Annotated in this window: 19 protein-coding genes; 9 read left to right on the forward strand and 10 right to left on the reverse strand. The window is 39.7% G+C overall.

Features of this window, described 5'->3' with window-relative positions:
• Position 1 precedes the first annotated feature (1 nt).
• Both B4G94_RS19260 and B4G94_RS19265 read left to right on the forward strand, forming a co-directional pair.
• Positions 2 to 1,393, forward strand: coding sequence for a SusD/RagB family nutrient-binding outer membrane lipoprotein (locus B4G94_RS19260; protein ID WP_104384305.1), 1,392 nt, complete (start codon positions 2 to 4; stop codon positions 1,391 to 1,393).
• A 369-nt stretch (positions 1,394 to 1,762) separates the two neighbouring features.
• Positions 1,763 to 2,998: a porin gene (locus B4G94_RS19265; protein ID WP_286861115.1), complete on the forward strand. Its 1,236-nt coding sequence runs from the start codon at positions 1,763 to 1,765 to the stop codon at positions 2,996 to 2,998.
• An 85-nt stretch (positions 2,999 to 3,083) separates the two neighbouring features.
• On the opposite strand, the gene B4G94_RS19270 is transcribed toward B4G94_RS19265, so the two are convergent.
• The 8 genes from B4G94_RS19270 to B4G94_RS19305 all read right to left on the reverse strand — a co-directional run bounded on the left by B4G94_RS19270 (position 3,084) and on the right by B4G94_RS19305 (position 9,672).
• Complete coding sequence (locus B4G94_RS19270) at positions 3,084 to 3,653, reverse strand: Crp/Fnr family transcriptional regulator (protein ID WP_286861119.1); 570 nt, start codon at positions 3,651 to 3,653, stop codon at positions 3,084 to 3,086.
• A gap of 9 nt (positions 3,654 to 3,662) precedes the next feature.
• On the reverse strand, positions 3,663 to 4,937 hold the full coding sequence (locus tag B4G94_RS19275) for an adenylosuccinate synthase (protein WP_286861121.1): 1,275 nt from the start codon (positions 4,935 to 4,937) through the stop codon (positions 3,663 to 3,665).
• A 125-nt stretch (positions 4,938 to 5,062) separates the two neighbouring features.
• Positions 5,063 to 5,644, reverse strand: a complete 582-nt coding sequence (locus B4G94_RS19280) for an NAD(P)H-dependent oxidoreductase (protein ID WP_286861123.1) — start codon at positions 5,642 to 5,644, stop codon at positions 5,063 to 5,065.
• 59 nt (positions 5,645 to 5,703) lie between these two features.
• Positions 5,704 to 6,270 carry a Crp/Fnr family transcriptional regulator gene (locus B4G94_RS19285; protein ID WP_286861127.1) on the reverse strand — a complete coding sequence of 189 codons (567 nt, stop codon included), beginning with the start codon at positions 6,268 to 6,270 and terminating at the stop codon, positions 5,704 to 5,706.
• A gap of 39 nt (positions 6,271 to 6,309) precedes the next feature.
• Positions 6,310 to 6,777, reverse strand: a complete 468-nt coding sequence (locus B4G94_RS19290) for a DinB family protein (protein ID WP_286861130.1) — start codon at positions 6,775 to 6,777, stop codon at positions 6,310 to 6,312.
• Between the two features lie 184 nt (positions 6,778 to 6,961).
• Positions 6,962 to 7,699: a metallophosphoesterase family protein gene (locus B4G94_RS19295; RefSeq protein WP_286861133.1), complete on the reverse strand. Its 738-nt coding sequence runs from the start codon at positions 7,697 to 7,699 to the stop codon at positions 6,962 to 6,964.
• Positions 7,700 to 7,902: 203 nt separating this feature from the next.
• Positions 7,903 to 8,664: an SDR family NAD(P)-dependent oxidoreductase gene (locus tag B4G94_RS19300; protein WP_286861135.1), complete on the reverse strand. Its 762-nt coding sequence runs from the start codon at positions 8,662 to 8,664 to the stop codon at positions 7,903 to 7,905.
• Between the two features lie 93 nt (positions 8,665 to 8,757).
• On the reverse strand, positions 8,758 to 9,672 hold the full coding sequence (locus tag B4G94_RS19305) for a helix-turn-helix domain-containing protein (protein WP_286861137.1): 915 nt from the start codon (positions 9,670 to 9,672) through the stop codon (positions 8,758 to 8,760).
• 179 nt (positions 9,673 to 9,851) lie between these two features.
• Between B4G94_RS19305 and B4G94_RS19310 the strand changes: the two genes are divergently transcribed.
• From B4G94_RS19310 to B4G94_RS19330, 5 genes are all read left to right on the forward strand, one after another.
• On the forward strand, positions 9,852 to 10,277 hold the full coding sequence (locus tag B4G94_RS19310; RefSeq protein ID WP_108636564.1) for an organic hydroperoxide resistance protein: 426 nt from the start codon (positions 9,852 to 9,854) through the stop codon (positions 10,275 to 10,277).
• Positions 10,278 to 10,280: 3 nt separating this feature from the next.
• Positions 10,281 to 10,649 (forward strand): DUF1304 domain-containing protein, encoded by a 369-nt coding sequence (locus B4G94_RS19315; RefSeq protein WP_286861140.1) that lies wholly within the window; start codon positions 10,281 to 10,283, stop codon positions 10,647 to 10,649.
• A gap of 12 nt (positions 10,650 to 10,661) precedes the next feature.
• Entirely contained in the window at positions 10,662 to 11,297 is a 636-nt protein-coding gene (locus tag B4G94_RS19320) for a nitroreductase family protein (protein WP_286861142.1), read from the forward strand.
• A 46-nt stretch (positions 11,298 to 11,343) separates the two neighbouring features.
• On the forward strand, positions 11,344 to 11,775 hold the full coding sequence (locus tag B4G94_RS19325; protein ID WP_286861145.1) for a MarR family winged helix-turn-helix transcriptional regulator: 432 nt from the start codon (positions 11,344 to 11,346) through the stop codon (positions 11,773 to 11,775).
• A 68-nt stretch (positions 11,776 to 11,843) separates the two neighbouring features.
• A complete protein-coding gene (locus tag B4G94_RS19330; protein ID WP_108636568.1) occupies positions 11,844 to 12,272 on the forward strand; it encodes a hypothetical protein in 429 nt (142 codons plus the stop codon).
• 23 nt (positions 12,273 to 12,295) lie between these two features.
• Here B4G94_RS19330 and nudK read toward each other — a convergent pair whose 3' ends face one another.
• A complete protein-coding gene (gene nudK / locus B4G94_RS19335) occupies positions 12,296 to 12,877 on the reverse strand; it encodes a GDP-mannose pyrophosphatase NudK (RefSeq protein ID WP_286861149.1) in 582 nt (193 codons plus the stop codon).
• A gap of 298 nt (positions 12,878 to 13,175) precedes the next feature.
• Here nudK and B4G94_RS19340 point away from each other — a divergent pair, with 298 nt between their 5' ends.
• Both B4G94_RS19340 and B4G94_RS19345 read left to right on the forward strand, forming a co-directional pair.
• A complete protein-coding gene (locus tag B4G94_RS19340) occupies positions 13,176 to 13,934 on the forward strand; it encodes a helix-turn-helix domain-containing protein (protein ID WP_286861151.1) in 759 nt (252 codons plus the stop codon).
• Positions 13,935 to 13,961: 27 nt separating this feature from the next.
• Positions 13,962 to 15,125: an FAD-dependent oxidoreductase gene (locus B4G94_RS19345; RefSeq protein WP_286861154.1), complete on the forward strand. Its 1,164-nt coding sequence runs from the start codon at positions 13,962 to 13,964 to the stop codon at positions 15,123 to 15,125.
• Positions 15,126 to 15,193: 68 nt separating this feature from the next.
• On the opposite strand, the gene B4G94_RS19350 is transcribed toward B4G94_RS19345, so the two are convergent.
• Positions 15,194 to 16,069 (reverse strand): SIR2 family protein, encoded by an 876-nt coding sequence (locus tag B4G94_RS19350; protein WP_286861156.1) that lies wholly within the window; start codon positions 16,067 to 16,069, stop codon positions 15,194 to 15,196.
• Positions 16,070 to 16,363 lie beyond the last annotated feature (294 nt).

Below are 16,363 nucleotides of genomic sequence, written 5' to 3' on the forward strand. Positions count from 1 at the left end.
TATGAAAGCAAATTTTAAATTTTTATATATTCTATGTCTCACAGTTTTTGTCGGCTGTAAGACTGGGGATGATCTGTATTTAAGCCCCAATGACCCCGCTGAGGCGAACCTTGCGACTATGTTAACAGCATTAGAGGTGAATACATTTGCGAATGTAGAGGGCGAGTTATCTCGAATTAGCAGTATATTGGTACAGCATTCAGCTGGTATAGATGCTCAATATAACGATATTCAAAATTATCGAATTACCGAAGGTGATTTTGATAATTCTTGGGAGGGACTATATACTGGAACAATGTATAATGCCAAATTGTTAATAGATAAAGCAGGGGCTGAAAGCCCTCATTATGCAGGAATTGGCAAGGTATTAATGGCTATCAATCTTGCTATAGCTACAGATTTATGGGGTGATGTTCCTTATTCAGAAGCTTTTCGATTTGATGAAGGAGTAAGAGCGCCGAAGTTGGATACTCAGGCAGATATTTATAAATCTATCGACAATTTGTTGGGAGAGGCTATTGCTGATTTTCAAGCGTCTGAAGATGATAATTTGTTCTTACCAACAGGAGATGATGTAATGCTTGGTGGAGATGTGAAAAGGTGGGAGAAAGCGGCTTATACGTTGAGAGCTAGGTATTTACATCGTACTTCTTCTAAAGTTTCGGGTACTGAGACCAAAGTTTTAGAATACCTTTCTAAGGGTATTTCTTCAAATGCTGACAATCTAGAGGCCGTCCACTCCGCTGAAGGTGGTGCGCTAAATCAATGGGGTGCTTTCAGTAAATCTCGTGGTGGATATTTAGGAGCTAATAAGTTATTTGTAGATAGAATGCTATCAAAAAGTGATCCGCGATTAAGTTATTTATTATCAAAAACTAAAGAAGGTGTGTATGCTGGAGGAGATATCACTGAATTAGATATTTCATCTAGTATTTCTGGACTTGGTATATTCTTTGGAGTAGATCCGATTGCCGCTAAACCACTTTTAGCAGCTAACTACCCAATAATTACATATTATGAAGCAAAGTTTATTGAAGCAGAAGTAAAGAAGAAGCAGGGTGCTGATGCAACCACTATATTAAACGATGCAATTAAAGCAAATGTACAGTATGTATCTGCAGGAGCGCAAAATGGTACTTCAGTTGCGAATTATTCTGCTGCAACATTACAGGATATTATGATGGAGAAATGGGTGGCGATGTATAATCAATCCATTGAGGCTTATAATGATTATAGAAGGACTGGCATACCCGCTTTGGTATCTCGTCCGGAGGCAGTGGGTGCAGAGTTATCTTACACCCCAAAAAGATTTCCTTTCCCTAAAACTACAACATTGTATAATCCAAATGCGAAGTTAATTCCAATGGATGTACCAGTTTGGTGGGGAAAATAAGACTAGATATTTAAACTTTCAGACGAAGGAAAAAGGGGCCGTGTCAAAAATAGCTATTTTGATTCGGCCCCTCTTGTTATATCAAAATAGCAATAGTTTTGTTTAATTGTATTACCAAATCATTAATTTTATGTATACAAATTAATAGTCTAACAATTTATTAATACTAACTTAACATTGAGAATCTATTTTTACGGCATTGAAATGAGGGGGCTTATAATATTTAATCAGAACCTATAATCCTCTTAAAATTCATTCATTATTTTAGAGATTATATTATTCCAATGAAACAATCATGATCGATTCAAAACCATGCGGGGTGTGAATAAATCAGATAGCTTCATCACAGCTGAAAACATATTTAAATAGATGAAAAAAGCACTTTTACTCGCAACTCTGATCGGTCCAGCAGTAGCCATGGCGCAAAATAACAATGCGCCTTCAAGTTATGATCCACATGATATCAAAATCACTGGATACCTTCAGACACAGTTTCAAAAGGCTCAATCACCAGGAATAACTTCGTTCTCCGGCGGTGATTTCTCCAAGAATTCCGACAACCGTTTTATGATCCGACGTGGCCGCCTTAAGATCGACCGTGTGGATACTTATTCCAGTATTGTATTTCAGCTCGATGCGACCCAGGATGGCGTACAATTAATGGATGCTTTCATCCAACTGCGGCATCCTAGCCAAAAAGGCCTGAGCCTGACCGCCGGTCTTTTCAACAGACCTTTTGGCTATTCCATCGTTTACTCGTCTGGCTATCGCGATTTCCCGGAACGTGCACGTGTTTTTCAAACTATCATGCCGCGTGAGCGTGATCTTGGTGGGATGGTCAGCTACCACCCCGGAGGTAAAGTGAAATTCTTGAACTTAGACTTAGCGCTGGTTAATGGAAGTGGGCACTCGGCCAAAGACTATGATTCCAAGAAAGATCTGATTGGAAACTTGGCTTTTAAATTCGATAGCCTTGCGGATAAAAGATTGCATCTTGGATTTGGCGGTTCATTCTATAAAGGTTCTGTCCGTAACGATACCAAAACATATTACACGGCCATTGCGGACGGTTATACAGCGCATACCGGTGATGATAATGAGGGAAAAGGGATTGGCAGAAATTACTATGGTGCAAACTTACAGGTTGAACTCGACAATAGCTTTGGGAAATCCAGCTTCAAGACAGAATATGTGGCCGGAGACCAGCCTGGTGTTGCAGGAGGGACGGATATCAAAGGCCCGTATGCAAGCAGAAGTTTTACGACACAGCCAGCCACGGATTTATACCAGCGAAAATTTAACGGTTATTACCTTTGGTTTACACAGGAAATCGCAAAAACAGGTGTGACAGCTTTGTTAGCTTACGATGTGTATGACCCTAATACAAAGGCAAGCGGAATGACCATTGGAATGCCAGATAATTTTACCGCTGATGGTGATGTCAAATTCAGTACGTTAGGTTATGGTGTTGCTTATCAGATTAGCAATCGCTTGAAACTTACCGTCTACAATGAACATGTGACCAATGAAAAAACGAGTTTGACCAATTTTTCTGATGATCTGAAAGACAATGTTTTTACAACCCGATTGCTATACCGATGGTAGGGTAAATGAGACGCAATTTGAGACCTAGTTTTGTTATAGCTCGCCCGATTCATTGGGGACGACCATCCTGATATGAATAGCATTCTCATACGATATTTTTTCGGATGCGGCTCAATGAAGATGCAGTAATACCTAAATACGAAGCCAACATCGCTAAGGGAACGCGATTTGCCAGTCCGGGGTAAAGTTTTAGAAACAGCAGATAACGTTCGCTAGCGTCGAGATTCATCATGGTATTTGCTGTTTTTAATTTGCTTTCAATCACAAATCCGTATAGCTTAGCCATTAAAAGGGGCCAGATTTTGATCTCTTTTTCTAACAGTAAAAAATTATGGATAGTAAGACTCCATAACTGTGCATCTGTTACGGATTCAATATAGTCATTGGATGGGGTACGGTCCAAAAAACTTTGAAAATCCCCAATAAAGCGACCTTCGTAGATAAAGTAGCGTGTAAAATCGTCACCTTTATTATTATAATAAAGGGAACGAAATACACCGCTTTCAATAAAGGCAATACGATCGGTAACCTTGCCACAGGTAACGAAATAGGTTGCTTTTGGAATGTGTTTCTTCTCAAAGGCTTGCCTGATTAGTCCTTCCTCCCGCTGATCAAGCTGACCAAATTTTCGGATATATGCTAAAAGCTGCTCCATATGCGCGTATTAATTACCTAAGATAATTAATTCTTCTCGTTGTGGACCAGTGGAGAGGTATTTTACCGGGATCTTTAATTCCTCTTCCAAAAAAGAGAGAAATAGTTTCAGTTCTTTCGGAACTTGTGCTTGCTGGTTGATTTTGCTGAATGGGATATCCCATCCGTCTAGGAATTTCCAGACAGGTCGTGCGGAATCATCAACAGATGTTGGTGCGGTTAAGTCTCTTGTCTCACTATTTATTTCATAGGCTGTACAAATTGGCACTTCGGACATACCACTTAAGATGTCAGCCTTTGTTAATACAAGATCGGTCACGCCGTTTAACATAATGGCATATTTTAATGCGGGAAGGTCTAGCCAGCCAACTCTTCGCGGCCGCTTGGTATTGGATCCGAATTCGCCTCCTTTTTCACGTAGCTCATCGGCAAGGGATCCCGTTATTTCCGTTGGAAACAGACCGTTTCCGACACGTGTGCAATAGGCTTTGGTAACACCATAAATCTTATCAATGAGCTTGGGGGACACGCCTAAACTCACACATGCTGCGGATGCGACGGTATTTGAAGAAGTTACATAAGGGTAGCTACCATGATCTATGTCCAATAAAGTAGCCTGAGCTCCTTCGGCCAATACTTTTTTATTGTTGCTGAGTGCTTCATTGATGATAATTTCTGTATCGGCAATCTGTATTTTTTTTAAAAAATTGCATGCTTCCAGAAAATCGTCATATAATTCCTGCATCATCGGCATATCCTGTCCTAGTGCTTGTAGATCAAGGTACTGCCTAGTTAAGATTTGAAGTACCTCTGCTTCGAAATTGTTGGAGAGTATATCTCCAACACGTACATTTTGTCGAAGTATTTTATTGGAATAGGTCGGTGCAATTCCATTTTTAGTTGTTCCAATAGTACGGTATTGTGGCGATTCTTCGAAATACATATCCCAGTACCTGTATGTTGGTAATACAAGGTGGGCCTTCGCTGATAGGAGAATTCGGTGGATTAAATCGGCATCAGACAGAGCGGCTTGAAGCTGTTCCACTTCTGCCCGGAGTGCTAGGGGATCGATAACTACTCCGGTACCGATAATATTTTTGATGTGGGGATAAAAGATTCCTGAGGGTAATAATTTCAGCGTAATCCGTTTATCGTTGTGATAAATGCTATGTCCAGCGTTTGCACCGCCATTAAACCGTGCGATGATGTCATAATCACGGCTGATCAGATCAATGATTTTTCCTTTCCCTTCGTCTCCCCACTGGAGTCCAATTAAAATATCCATATTGCTGTTGTTGAATTTATGGAACAAAGCTAGGACATAGCGGAACGGGCACAATTGCCATTTGGCAAAAAAACAGGTGCTGGTGTTTATTTCTTGAAAAATTGCCCGACGAAACGATGTGCGTTTTATCCTTGTTTTTGCCCTAGCTGTTTGATTTTTTGCAGCCACTTATGCCGCTTTGTTGCTTCCGAAGTCTTTATAATTCCGAGGTATGTCACTTTTACAGGCGATATACCACAAAATAGTAAAGTTGATTTTTTGAGTTGATTGACACTCGGCCTGCCATAGATAAGGGCATAATACCAACTTGGTTGATCTAATGTGGTGATAATTCGGGCAGATTTTCCTTTGAGCAATTTGTCCCAAAAAAGAGAGTTTTCACGGTATTGGAACGCAAGACCGGGCAGAAAGAGCCTATCAATAAAACCTTTCATCATAGCCGGAAGACCGCCCCACCAAACGGGATGTACCCAAACTAGATGATCTGCCCATTGGAGATCTTCCCAAGCCCGTAGGAGATCCGGTTCAAGTTCAGTTCGTCTCTGGTAACCAAACTGGAGATTAGGATTAAAATTCAGATCCGCGATATTGATGGAACGTACCTCTGCACCCGATGCTTCAGCACCTTCTTTATACGCTGCGGCAATACCAAAATTGAAAGATTCGCTATTCGGGTGACCGTTGATGACAAGTATTTTCTTCTTCATGTTATTCTTCTGATAACACAAAGTTAGCCGCACTCATTCTTGATTTATAGGACAAATGTCTAAAAAGTGATTTCATTGCGAATTCTGCTCAAATGGCGTTGGGTGATGCCCAGATAGGAAGCTAAATACTGTAGTGGTATTTGCTGGATAAATTCGGGTTGATCTCGCAGTAAGACCGTATAGCGTTGTAGGGCTGTTTCTTTCTGCAATTGGAAGATGCGTTTTTCAAGTTCCAGATATTGTTGTTCAGCGATCATTTTGAGGTACTTTGTCCAGACTAGACTTTCAGCGGCGAGTTTGTCAATAGCGCTCTTTTTGATGACCCATAATTCGGCGGGAGAGAGCGCCTGCATGGTTTCAACACTTGGTCCACCAGTGATAAAAGAAGAGTAGGCCGCGATTAGGCTGTTGGGAAATCGGAAACAATAGGTGACCTCTTCTGCGCTTGAGGTACTGTAATACGAACGAAAGATTCCGGATACAATGAAGGCGACCTCATTACAGGGTTGGTTTTCTTTGACAAAAAAATCGTTCTTATTCAGCTTTTTATATTCAAAAAGCTGAACGATCTGGGTAATTTCTTCCTGATCGAAGAGACCCAAAGACTGAAAGTAAGCTGCTATCATAACAATCAAACTTAGCTAAATTTCTCTTTGATAAAGTGCTTATTGTGCAATCAATTTTTTAATCAATACAATTTGCCCAAGATGATAATAACTATGCTCAATCACTCCTTCGATATTCCTAAGATAGGAACCATACTTCTCATCAAAAAAAGGTTTTTCAAAAACTTCGACATCAAGTTGCTCGATTTTCTCTATGAAGCACGCTGCATTTTTTACAAAATCTTGTATGAGTTTATCCCAATCATCTTTGCAAGTTATTTCAGGTAAGTCAAAACTATATTTATCACTAATTTCCAGTTTTCCCGTTTCAAACGCAGTAAGCAGTCCCCTTAAATAATAATTGATATGATAAGTGAGCGCAGCAATTGTATTTAACTCGTTGATCTGCTGGATAGCCTGTTGCCAACTTATATCCGAGAGTTGTTCCTTATAGTTGGTATTTGCAATCCAATGACCGTTTAGTAAAACTTCTCTGAGCCGATTCGCTATAAAGATATTTCTGTTCATAATGTATTATGTAGTTTATAGATCAGTTTATTCCCCGCTAAATTACATACAATTTCCTTATTCTTCATCTTGGATTAATCTCTTGTTAATAAGACTTTTGTTCTTTTGCTCAAAGTCATTGTTACCAAAAGATCATGTTTGCACTAACCGGAAAAGAACCCGATTTTGAAGTTTTTTTTGCTAACTAATTATCCTTGGCGCGTAAAAAATCCCCATAGAAATCAGGAATATTGCTGTGATAAATAGCTTCAGCGACTTCCTCGACCGGATAATCTACTTTGATTATTGTTGTATCTATTCCTTCCTCCGTCAGCGTAATTAATACATAGGAGGCCTTTTTGTCTTTTTCCTTGCTTCGGCCGACAGAACCACAATTGACAAACAGCACTTCTTCGGCCCGCTGGACGTAGGCCTGATGGGTATGACCCATGACCAGGACATCAATACCTCTTCTGTGCAAATCAACTAACAAGTCTCCTTTAGGAGTGGATTCATGAACATATGCATCATTACTATGAAGACTTGCATGTACAAGGAGAATTTTTCTAAAACGATCACCTACCTGGAACGTTAACTCGAGGTTGTAAGGTAATGTGGATAGCCACTTTTTATGCGAAGAAAAAATCTCCTTTTTACTGAGGTTAATGGCAATTTCACGATTTGCGGTCTCTACCGCATCATGGTGTGGCAAGGGGATAATAGGCTCGTCAAAAGCAATTCTTTGATCATGATTTCCTAGTAAACAGGGAATGTTTTTTTCCTGGATTCGATCAATAACTTCATTGCCCCAGGGTGCGAAGTCGACCAGGTCACCCAAACAGTAGATCTGTGTTGCCCCGCTCTTTTTTATGTCTGCCAGTACTTCGTCCAATGCCACTATATTGGCATGTATATCACTTATTATTGCGAGCTGTATCTTCATTTATTCTACAAACTTAACAATTTGATAGGCGAATTTATGATTATAGATTGTTGTTTTAGGGAGAAAATGAAATAAGCATTATATTCATTGATGCGATGACAAATAATAGCATGAAAAATCATTCGCGCTATATTTTTAAAATAAGCATATGTCCGGTACAGTCTATTAACTGGACATATGCTTGCTGAGGAGCAGCCTGGCTATTAAAGGTTCATTCCTCCGGATGCCTCGATGCGTTGGCCGTTGATCCATTTGGCTTCTTCAGTACAGAGGAAAGCGACAACACCACCGATATCGTCAGGCACACCGGCACGTCCTAAAGCTGTTACACTGGCGATATGTGCGTTTGTTTCCTTGTTATCACGTACATGTCCGCCGCCGAAATCTGTTTCAATTGCTCCCGGAGCGACTACATTTGCCGCAATACCACGAGGTCCCAACTCCTTGGCCAGGTATCTTGTCAGAACTTCGACCGCACCTTTCATCGAACCGTAGGCGGAAGAGCCCGGAAAAGCGAAACGGGCAAGACCCGACGATATATTAATAATACGTCCGCCGTCGTTTATAAAAGGAAGTGCTTTCTGGGTTAGAAAAAAGACGCCTTTATAATGGATATTGTATACTGCGTCAAATTGCTCCTCTGTCGTGTCCATGAAAGGGGCATATAATGCCGTACCTGCATTGTTGATCAAAAAATCAAAATTCGACTGACCCGTTTGTTCTTTTAGATGATCGGTTATTTGCGCTATAAACTGATCAAAGGATTTGGTGTTACCCGCATCGAATTGAAACGCAGCGGCATGCTGCCCTAAGGCCTGAATGGTAGACACCACATGATCTGCTTCTTCTTTGTTGCTATGGTAAGTCAGTATGACATCGATTCCTTTTTTAGCAAGATTAATTGCCATGTTTCTTCCCAACCCTCGGCTTCCGCCAGTTACTAAAGCGATTTTATTTTTAGCCATTTTTATTTCGTTTTAAAATTTAATAGTACAAATTTCGCTTTTAAAGTATCCGATGCGTTTGTGAAAAGCAAATGAATATTTGCGAAATTCAAATTATAATGGCAGAGAACGGAAGTTGTTTGGGGAGAGCTTGGTCTGCTTTTTAAAGAAATTAGAAAAATGCGCTATTTCTTCAAAACCGAGCGAGTAGGCAATCTCGGAAATATTCCAGTCTGTTTGTTTGAGAAGAATTTTTGCCTCCTGTGTGATTCTGGCACTAATTACCTGGGTGGTTGTTTTACCTGTATTGTCTTTCAGAAGTTTATTCAGATGGTTTACATGCACCGCAAGGCGTTCGGCAAAATCATTTGCTGTTCGTAGCTGCAAACGCTGCATTGGAGATTCTACGGGGAACTGTCTTTCCAATAGCTCAATGAAAAGTGAGGTAATTCTAGTGGCAGCGTTATGGGATGGGTTGCTGATGCTTTTCGGTTGTAGTTTCTGTCCATAATGAATAATTTCGAGAACATAGTTCCGTAAAAGATCATATTTATACGCATAATCGGAAGATAGCTCCTTATTCATTTTTTCGAAAATGTGTTCAATCTCAATACGTTGCTCAGGGGAGATCTGAAAAACGGGAAGTCCCCCCGGCTGAAAGATAGGCAGATCATCCAATATAACGCCACTTTTATTTCGTGCTAAAAAATCATCGGTAAAAACGCAAAAATAACCTTGTTGCCGCTCGTCCTTGGGTATCCAATGATAGGGGACCTTGGGTGTCGCAAATACCAAAGCAGACTCTTCTATTTCAATCACTTTATCTGCATATTCAGCGGTGTTCTTTCCCGTGATTAAGCTGATTTTATAATAGGTCCGTTTATTGTAAGGCATGATGGGTTTTTCTTTCAATGTGACAGCAAGTTCTGCATAGCTAAATACATTAAAATGCCCGATCTCCCGTGCTATTTCCTTAGATATCGTTGCGTTGATTTCATGGTAGAACTGTTCAATTGAGGTTGTTTCCATATTGATTAAATTTGCAAGAATCAAATTTAGATTTTTTTATTCATTAACTCAAAATATCCCCGATCTATCGATTTGGATTGCAGCCAATTTTCATTTTAATGTCAATAGTGCAATTATATTTTGCACAATATAATTTTTCAATCTACATTTGTAGTGTTGAAACAAAAACAAAATAAAATATGAAAACGTTATACACAATAGGCGCTACCGCCAAAGGCGGCCGAAACGGTCAGGTAAAAAGTGAAAATGGTGTATTGGACCTCGAGGTTCGGATGCCGAAGGGTCTTGGTGGTGCAAATGATAATTATGCAAATCCAGAGATGCTTTTTGCGGCCGGCTATGCTGCCTGCTTTGACAGTGCTTTGAATTTAGTAATTCGACAAGAAAAGATACAAACAGGTGAGACAACCGTTACCGCCGTGGTGAGCATCGGTCAATTGGAGAATGGTGGTTTTGGACTTGCTGCAGAGTTGCATGCGAATATCCCTGCGGTTAGCTTGGACATAGCGCAGCAGCTGATTGAGAAAGCGCATCAGGTATGTCCGTATTCCAATGCGACCAGAGGTAATATCGAAGTAAAGTTAACAGTATCAAATAACGAATAATATATGGATCATATAGCCACTGTGCTTACGCTACTTGTACTGGTAGAACATCTTTACATTGTTTGGATGGAAATGTTTGCATGGGAGACTGCAGGACGGCGTAGTTTCGGGAAATCGCTTCCCGATGCACTGTTTAAACCCACAAAAGGACTGGCCGCAAATCAAGGCTTATATAATGGCTTTTTGGTCGCTGGTTTGGCCTGGTCGTTTTTTATCAGCGATCCGGACTGGAGCGATAATGTTCGCCTATTCTTTTTGGGTTGTGTCCTTGTCGCGGGTATTTTCGGCGGTTTTACAGCAGGTAAGAAGATATTCTTTGTACAGGGAATTCCTGCATTGTTGGCGATATCATCCGTTCTTTTTTCAAAATAAATAAACAATTAAATGTCATTAATTACAGACTTACAATGGAGACACGCTGTGAAAGCGTATGATCCAACAAAAAAGGTTTCACAAGAAAATATAGATAAGATATTGGAGGCAGCACGCTTTGCGCCAACATCTTCGGGGCTACAACCATTTAAAGTATTGGTGGTCGAAAATCAGGCTTTGAAAGATGAACTGGCAAAAGGGGCCTTAAATCCTGACTGTATGCGAGAATGTTCTCACGTGCTGGTTTTTGCGGCCTGGGATAAATATACAGAAGAGCGCATTGATAAAGTATATGATTTCACAACAGATGAGAGGGAGTTGCCGCGGGGCCGCTTCGGATCTTATACAGATAAATTGAAATCCATTTATCTAAATGAGGCCGCAGAGCATAATTTTGCCCATACTGCCCGACAAACTTATATCGCATTGGGTTTAGCCTTGGCACAAGCAGCCGAATTGCGGGTAGATAGTACTCCGGCAGAGGGCTTTGATAATAAAGTTGTGGATGAGGTGCTGCAGTTGGATAAACTTGGACTGAAAAGTGTATCGTTAATGTATGTCGGTGCTGCCGATGCTTCTCGTGACTGGATCTCTACCATGAAAAAAGTGAGAATGCCAAAAGAAGAATTTGTCGTCGAATATAAATAGGACATTCCTTATTCTTCAGACTTTAAGAAAACAATATCTTTGTAAAATGGATGACTTATTAAAATTGGACAAACAGTTGTGTTTTTCCGTATATGTTTTGCATCGGGAGATCATGCAACGTTATCGTGCTATTTTAGAAGAGGTAGATTTGACTTATCCACAATATATTACGATGATGGCCTTATGGGAAAATGACGAACAAACCGTAAACCAGCTTGGGGAAAAGTTGTTTTTGGATAACGGAACCCTTACACCTTTACTGAAACGGCTGGAAGGCAAGTCATTGCTTACCCGTACCCGAAGCAAAACAGATGAACGGGTAGTGAAGATACAGTTAACTACACAAGGAGCGGAACTGAAAGAAAAAGCGAGTTGCATTCCCATGCAGATCTTTGAAGCCTTAAAGCTGGATTATACCGATATGCAGCAGCTTAAAGCGTTAGCAGATAAAATCGTGACGAACGTGGGTAATAGCTAATATTTTAATGTTAGATTTACGAATTGTATTTTAGCTGAATCAATGGCTAGTCAAATTTTATCAGAAGAATGCGTTTAATTGCAGTTGCGGGTTGTTTTATTTTATTGGTACTACTATTTACAGGTTGCCAGGAAAAGAGAAGGGATGCAGAACTATCGAAGTACGTTGCTTATAGTAACCGCGATAGTGCGCAACTTGAACTTAATCTCTTTGAAAGCCGCTTTCATGGGAAATTACGGTTTTATCGCCCGGGTGGTGAGATTGATTCCGGAGAGATTCAGGGGAATATCAAAAAAGATACGCTGGCTGGTGATTATTACTATATTCCCTTTGGCTGGGGGCAGAAAAAAAGAAGACCCTTTGTTTTGCTTAAGAAAGGGTCTCAATATATTTTAGGAACGGGTACCGAACAGGTATATATGGGAATACCACATTATATACCATCAACGATCAGTTTTCAACAGGCTAAGTATGTTTTTACAGCATCTGCCTATTGAGATCTTCGGCTGAAAGGATATCGCTACAAAATATTGTTCAACCTAATATATTGCAGCAGCATAATGGTTTTACCATCTTTGATTTCACCGCTTTCGATCATAGCTAAAGCATCTTGAATATTTAGCTCCAGTATCTCTATATTCTCTTCTTCTTCCTCTAATCCACCACCATCACCGATCTTCATGCCGTTTGTATATTCCGCAATAAAGAAATGTAGAATTTCGGTGACCGAACCGGGCGACATATACGCTTCAAATATCTTTTTTGCTTCCTTGATCTGATAACCTGTTTCTTCTTCTGTTTCCCGACGGATACAATCCTGTGGCGAATCTTGATCCAATAAACCAGCACAGGCTTCGATTAACATTCCAGATTCATTTCCGTTGATATAGGTTGGAATTCTAAATTGTCTGGTCAAAATAACAGTTTGGTATTCTTTATTATATAGCAGTATTACGGCACCGTTGCCACGATCATAGGCTTCGCGACTTTGCTGTTGTGCCGTTCCGTCTGGTTTTGTATATTGATACGTGACTTTTTTTAAGGTATACCAATTATCGGATAAAATTTCTGTTTTTACAATTTCAATGTCTTTGATTGCCATTTTTAGCGTGTTAAGGTCAAGCTATAAAAGTAAGTAATACGTTCCATATAAAATAGGAAAAAGATAGTCTGCCTGAACCGTTTTAAGACAATAGTGACCTGTCCATATTTTAAGAATAGGCTTATTTTAGGCCGCGAAAATTTATTCCGTAAAGCCTGTAGGAATCGGTAATCTACTTCTGTGTTAATAAAAGAATTGATCCCCGATGTTGTGAGATTTAATTTTTAAATTTAACAAAGGATAAAAATGCCCTGAATCAATGGATGGGCACGGCATAATATACAAGTGGAATAATATAATGGAAGAAGGGCTATATTACAAGATTATTAAACCTGATGACCCGCTTTCTAATTTTGTAGATAGTTTTTGGTGTCTAAATAATCACTCAGGTGAGATAAAAGAAACGATAGGCCTACCGGATGGACGGGTGGATCTGTTTCTTTTTTGTTCTCCGGCAGATGGTTTCCGGATTCTATTGCTCGGCCTGGGTACACAGCCGCATGAACAGGCGTCAATTCCAGTTGATTGCGTAATGTTTTGCATTAGTTTAAAGTTACTTGCAGTAGAATATATTTTACATGAGCGCATAGCTGATATTATAAATTCCGGTAAATTATTGAAGGAAGATTTTTGGGGTTTTGGTGAACAGGATCTACAAGATTTTGATCGGTTTGTTGAAAAATCTACCCAATTGTTGCTGTCAATTTTACCAACAGCTATCGATGAGCGTAAACAGAAATTATTTGATCTTATATACAAAAGTAAAGGCTCTATTCCAGTTTCTGAGCTTTCAGAAAAAGTCTGCTGGACAAGTCGACAGATCAATCGTTATTTTAATCAGTGGTTTGGATTATCCCTAAAAGCGTATTCCAACATTTTACGTTTTCGGGCTTCTTTAGATCACATTGTACAGGGCAAGCTTTTTCCTGAGGAGCATTTCTTTGATCAGAATCATTTTATCAAAGAGATTAAGAAATTCGCAGGAGTGGCTCCTAAGGAATTGCTAAAAAATAAAAATGACCGATTTATACTATTATCTTCCCTGACATCAAAATAGTTTTGTCTTAAATATTTTAAGAACACTATGATGTTAATTGAAAACAAAAAAATTGCCATCGTTGGCGGTGGAATGGGCGGTTTGACCCTAGCCCGATTATTACAGATGCGCGGGGCGAATGTACAGGTTTATGAACGCGATATTGACCGCGGGGTACGTGTGCAAGGATCTACACTGGATCTTCATGAAGGAACAGGTCTTGAAGCGATAACACGCGCCGGACTTATTGACGAATTTTATAAATATCATCGTCCGACAGCTAGTAAGCTACGTATCGTGGATAAGAAACTCCATGTTAAATTTGACGATCATGACCATATCACTGCAGTCGCCGAAAACCGACCAGAAATTGATCGCGCTCCACTACGTGATATCTTATTGAATTCGCTGAATACAGATACTGTGGTCTGGGACCGTCATTTTGTTTCAATGGAAAAAAAGGGAGAAGGCTGGAAATTACAATTTAAAAATGGACAAACGGCTTATGCGGATCTCGTTATCGCCGCTGATGGTGCAAATTCTAAAATACGTCCTTATCTCAATGCGCCCAATCCAATTTATTCGGGAATTACATTGGTCGAGGGAAATATTTATGATGCGCAAAAAAATGCGCCTAAACTATTTGAATTTACAAAAGGAGGGAAGGTGATGGCTTTTGGCGATGAACAATTTATTGGGTATGGAACGAAAGGAGATGGATCCATCATGTTTGTCGCCAGTACAAAAGCGCCCGAACATGTTTTTAACGAGCAGCCTAATGATGCTAATCTTAAACAACAGGTTTCCAATTGGCTAAATGTTAATTTTTCGGGCTGGGGAGAAGGCTGGGAGGAATTTTTTGCTAACGAAAATGTGTGTTTTATACCTCGGCCGCAGTACTATTTTCCGCTCGATCAAAGTTGGACTACGCAGTCTAATCTCACCATGATTGGCGATGCTGCACACCGTATGCCGCCTTTTGCGGGAGAGGGCGCAAATGTTGCCATGCAAGATGCATTTGAACTTGCGGCATGTCTGACGGAAGGCAATTTTGAAAGTTTAGAACTTGCACTTTCCTATTTTGAAAAACACATGATCCGACGTGGGGCGGAAGCGACAAAGGATACATTGGAAAATAGTGACAGAATGCATTCGGCAACCGCTTTGCAACAGATGTTGGACTTTTTTGGTGAAACCGAGAGTGGAAAATAGAAAAAAGAAATTAATGCTTCGAAAGAATTATCAAGTCTGCTTTTTATGAAATTTGTTGGTGGTCAGCTTTATTGATAACGTTTATTGATCTCTTTCAATATCTTTTTATAATACTTTGTTTTGTCCGATTCATCAATAACAACTATCTCCACATCATTAGCTTTGAGCAATTGCATTTTGTCCACAGCGATTTGATGCCATTTTTTTGTGGTATAGTAAAATAGCTTATTTTGAATAAAGTTACTTTTTCTATAAAACTTGTTTCGTGCACGATAGGTCAATAGCCACCAAAGATCGATTTCTACAAAATCCAGTGAGAGCCCCAAGATGTGAATATCTTGCGTAAAGAACAGGTCTATCCAAGATTGTAACCGCAGGTCTTTTTTTTGCTTCAATCTTTTTATTAAAGAGGCCTTAAATACCGTGTCCGAAGTATAATTAGTGCCATTGACAACATAATCTCTCATTTTTTGAAGCTGCCCGCAATAATGTTCATAGCCGAGATTGATGGAGCTTGGATTGTCACAGTCGCCATGAATATGCCAAAATGTTTTATCTGTTGTTTCATGCCGACGAAAAACACTGTATGTTGTTTCTCTAACGAGACTTGTATTTAGCTTTGAAGCTGATCCTTCTAGGCTGAATTCATAATTTGTTGTAATGATGTTTTTGGTCGGAAGAGATCGGATCAATTGGTGTATTTCATTTTGCTTTATTTGGGAGACGCTGTCCGAGATATAGGTTTTAAGTTCCCTCTCATTAAGCTGCTGCATCTTAATTGCATTTAAAAAAATCTCCTCATATAACATCGGGAAAGGTTTTTGCCCATTTTCCAATCCCGCCAGCTGATATTTTGCTTTAATATTGGTCAATAAATCGCTCCAACTGATTCCGGGAGAAATATTATTGATATCATTTCCAACTAAAAGACTGAATTTATCCATTTGCAATTAATTCTTATTGAAAATTGTTCTATTAAATTGTTTCGCGCATATTTTAATTTATGATAGTATGAATTCTACCATGAAAATTATTGACCGGTCTCTAATTTAATAAAAAAGAATGAAGGAGGTCAAGCGGATCTTTAAACTTTCTTTTGTTTAGGGTGGCTAACAAGGAATCTCAAATTTTTGCTTTACTTTCGGGAGCTCATCTATCTATCGGAAACCGAGTTTCGAAAACGCTGGGGCTGATGAAAAAGGCTAGGCGAACCGATTTCCTAGCCTTCACGGTATAAC

The organism is Sphingobacterium sp. UBA7625 (assembly GCF_002484085.1).
Classification (GTDB): Bacteria; Bacteroidota; Bacteroidia; order Sphingobacteriales; family Sphingobacteriaceae; genus Sphingobacterium; species Sphingobacterium athyrii.

Bases quoted from the DNA above. Each gene is read 5' to 3' on its own strand.
- B4G94_RS19260 (WP_104384305.1), top strand. From the start codon at position 2: ATGAAAGCAAATTTTAAATTTTTATATATTCTATGTCTCACAGTTTTT.
- B4G94_RS19265 (WP_286861115.1), top strand. From the start codon at position 1,763: ATGAAAAAAGCACTTTTACTCGCAACTCTGATCGGTCCAGCAGTAGCC.
- B4G94_RS19270 (WP_286861119.1), bottom strand. From the start codon at position 3,653: ATGGAGCAGCTTTTAGCATATATCCGAAAATTTGGTCAGCTTGATCAG.
- B4G94_RS19275 (WP_286861121.1), bottom strand. From the start codon at position 4,937: ATGGATATTTTAATTGGACTCCAGTGGGGAGACGAAGGGAAAGGAAAA.
- B4G94_RS19280 (WP_286861123.1), bottom strand. From the start codon at position 5,644: ATGAAGAAGAAAATACTTGTCATCAACGGTCACCCGAATAGCGAATCT.
- B4G94_RS19285 (WP_286861127.1), bottom strand. From the start codon at position 6,270: ATGATAGCAGCTTACTTTCAGTCTTTGGGTCTCTTCGATCAGGAAGAA.
- B4G94_RS19290 (WP_286861130.1), bottom strand. From the start codon at position 6,777: ATGAACAGAAATATCTTTATAGCGAATCGGCTCAGAGAAGTTTTACTA.
- B4G94_RS19295 (WP_286861133.1), bottom strand. From the start codon at position 7,699: ATGAAGATACAGCTCGCAATAATAAGTGATATACATGCCAATATAGTG.
- B4G94_RS19300 (WP_286861135.1), bottom strand. From the start codon at position 8,664: ATGGCTAAAAATAAAATCGCTTTAGTAACTGGCGGAAGCCGAGGGTTG.
- B4G94_RS19305 (WP_286861137.1), bottom strand. From the start codon at position 9,672: ATGGAAACAACCTCAATTGAACAGTTCTACCATGAAATCAACGCAACG.
- B4G94_RS19310 (WP_108636564.1), top strand. From the start codon at position 9,852: ATGAAAACGTTATACACAATAGGCGCTACCGCCAAAGGCGGCCGAAAC.
- B4G94_RS19315 (WP_286861140.1), top strand. From the start codon at position 10,281: ATGGATCATATAGCCACTGTGCTTACGCTACTTGTACTGGTAGAACAT.
- B4G94_RS19320 (WP_286861142.1), top strand. From the start codon at position 10,662: ATGTCATTAATTACAGACTTACAATGGAGACACGCTGTGAAAGCGTAT.
- B4G94_RS19325 (WP_286861145.1), top strand. From the start codon at position 11,344: ATGGATGACTTATTAAAATTGGACAAACAGTTGTGTTTTTCCGTATAT.
- B4G94_RS19330 (WP_108636568.1), top strand. From the start codon at position 11,844: ATGCGTTTAATTGCAGTTGCGGGTTGTTTTATTTTATTGGTACTACTA.
- nudK (WP_286861149.1), bottom strand. From the start codon at position 12,877: ATGGCAATCAAAGACATTGAAATTGTAAAAACAGAAATTTTATCCGAT.
- B4G94_RS19340 (WP_286861151.1), top strand. From the start codon at position 13,176: ATGGAAGAAGGGCTATATTACAAGATTATTAAACCTGATGACCCGCTT.
- B4G94_RS19345 (WP_286861154.1), top strand. From the start codon at position 13,962: ATGATGTTAATTGAAAACAAAAAAATTGCCATCGTTGGCGGTGGAATG.
- B4G94_RS19350 (WP_286861156.1), bottom strand. From the start codon at position 16,069: ATGGATAAATTCAGTCTTTTAGTTGGAAATGATATCAATAATATTTCT.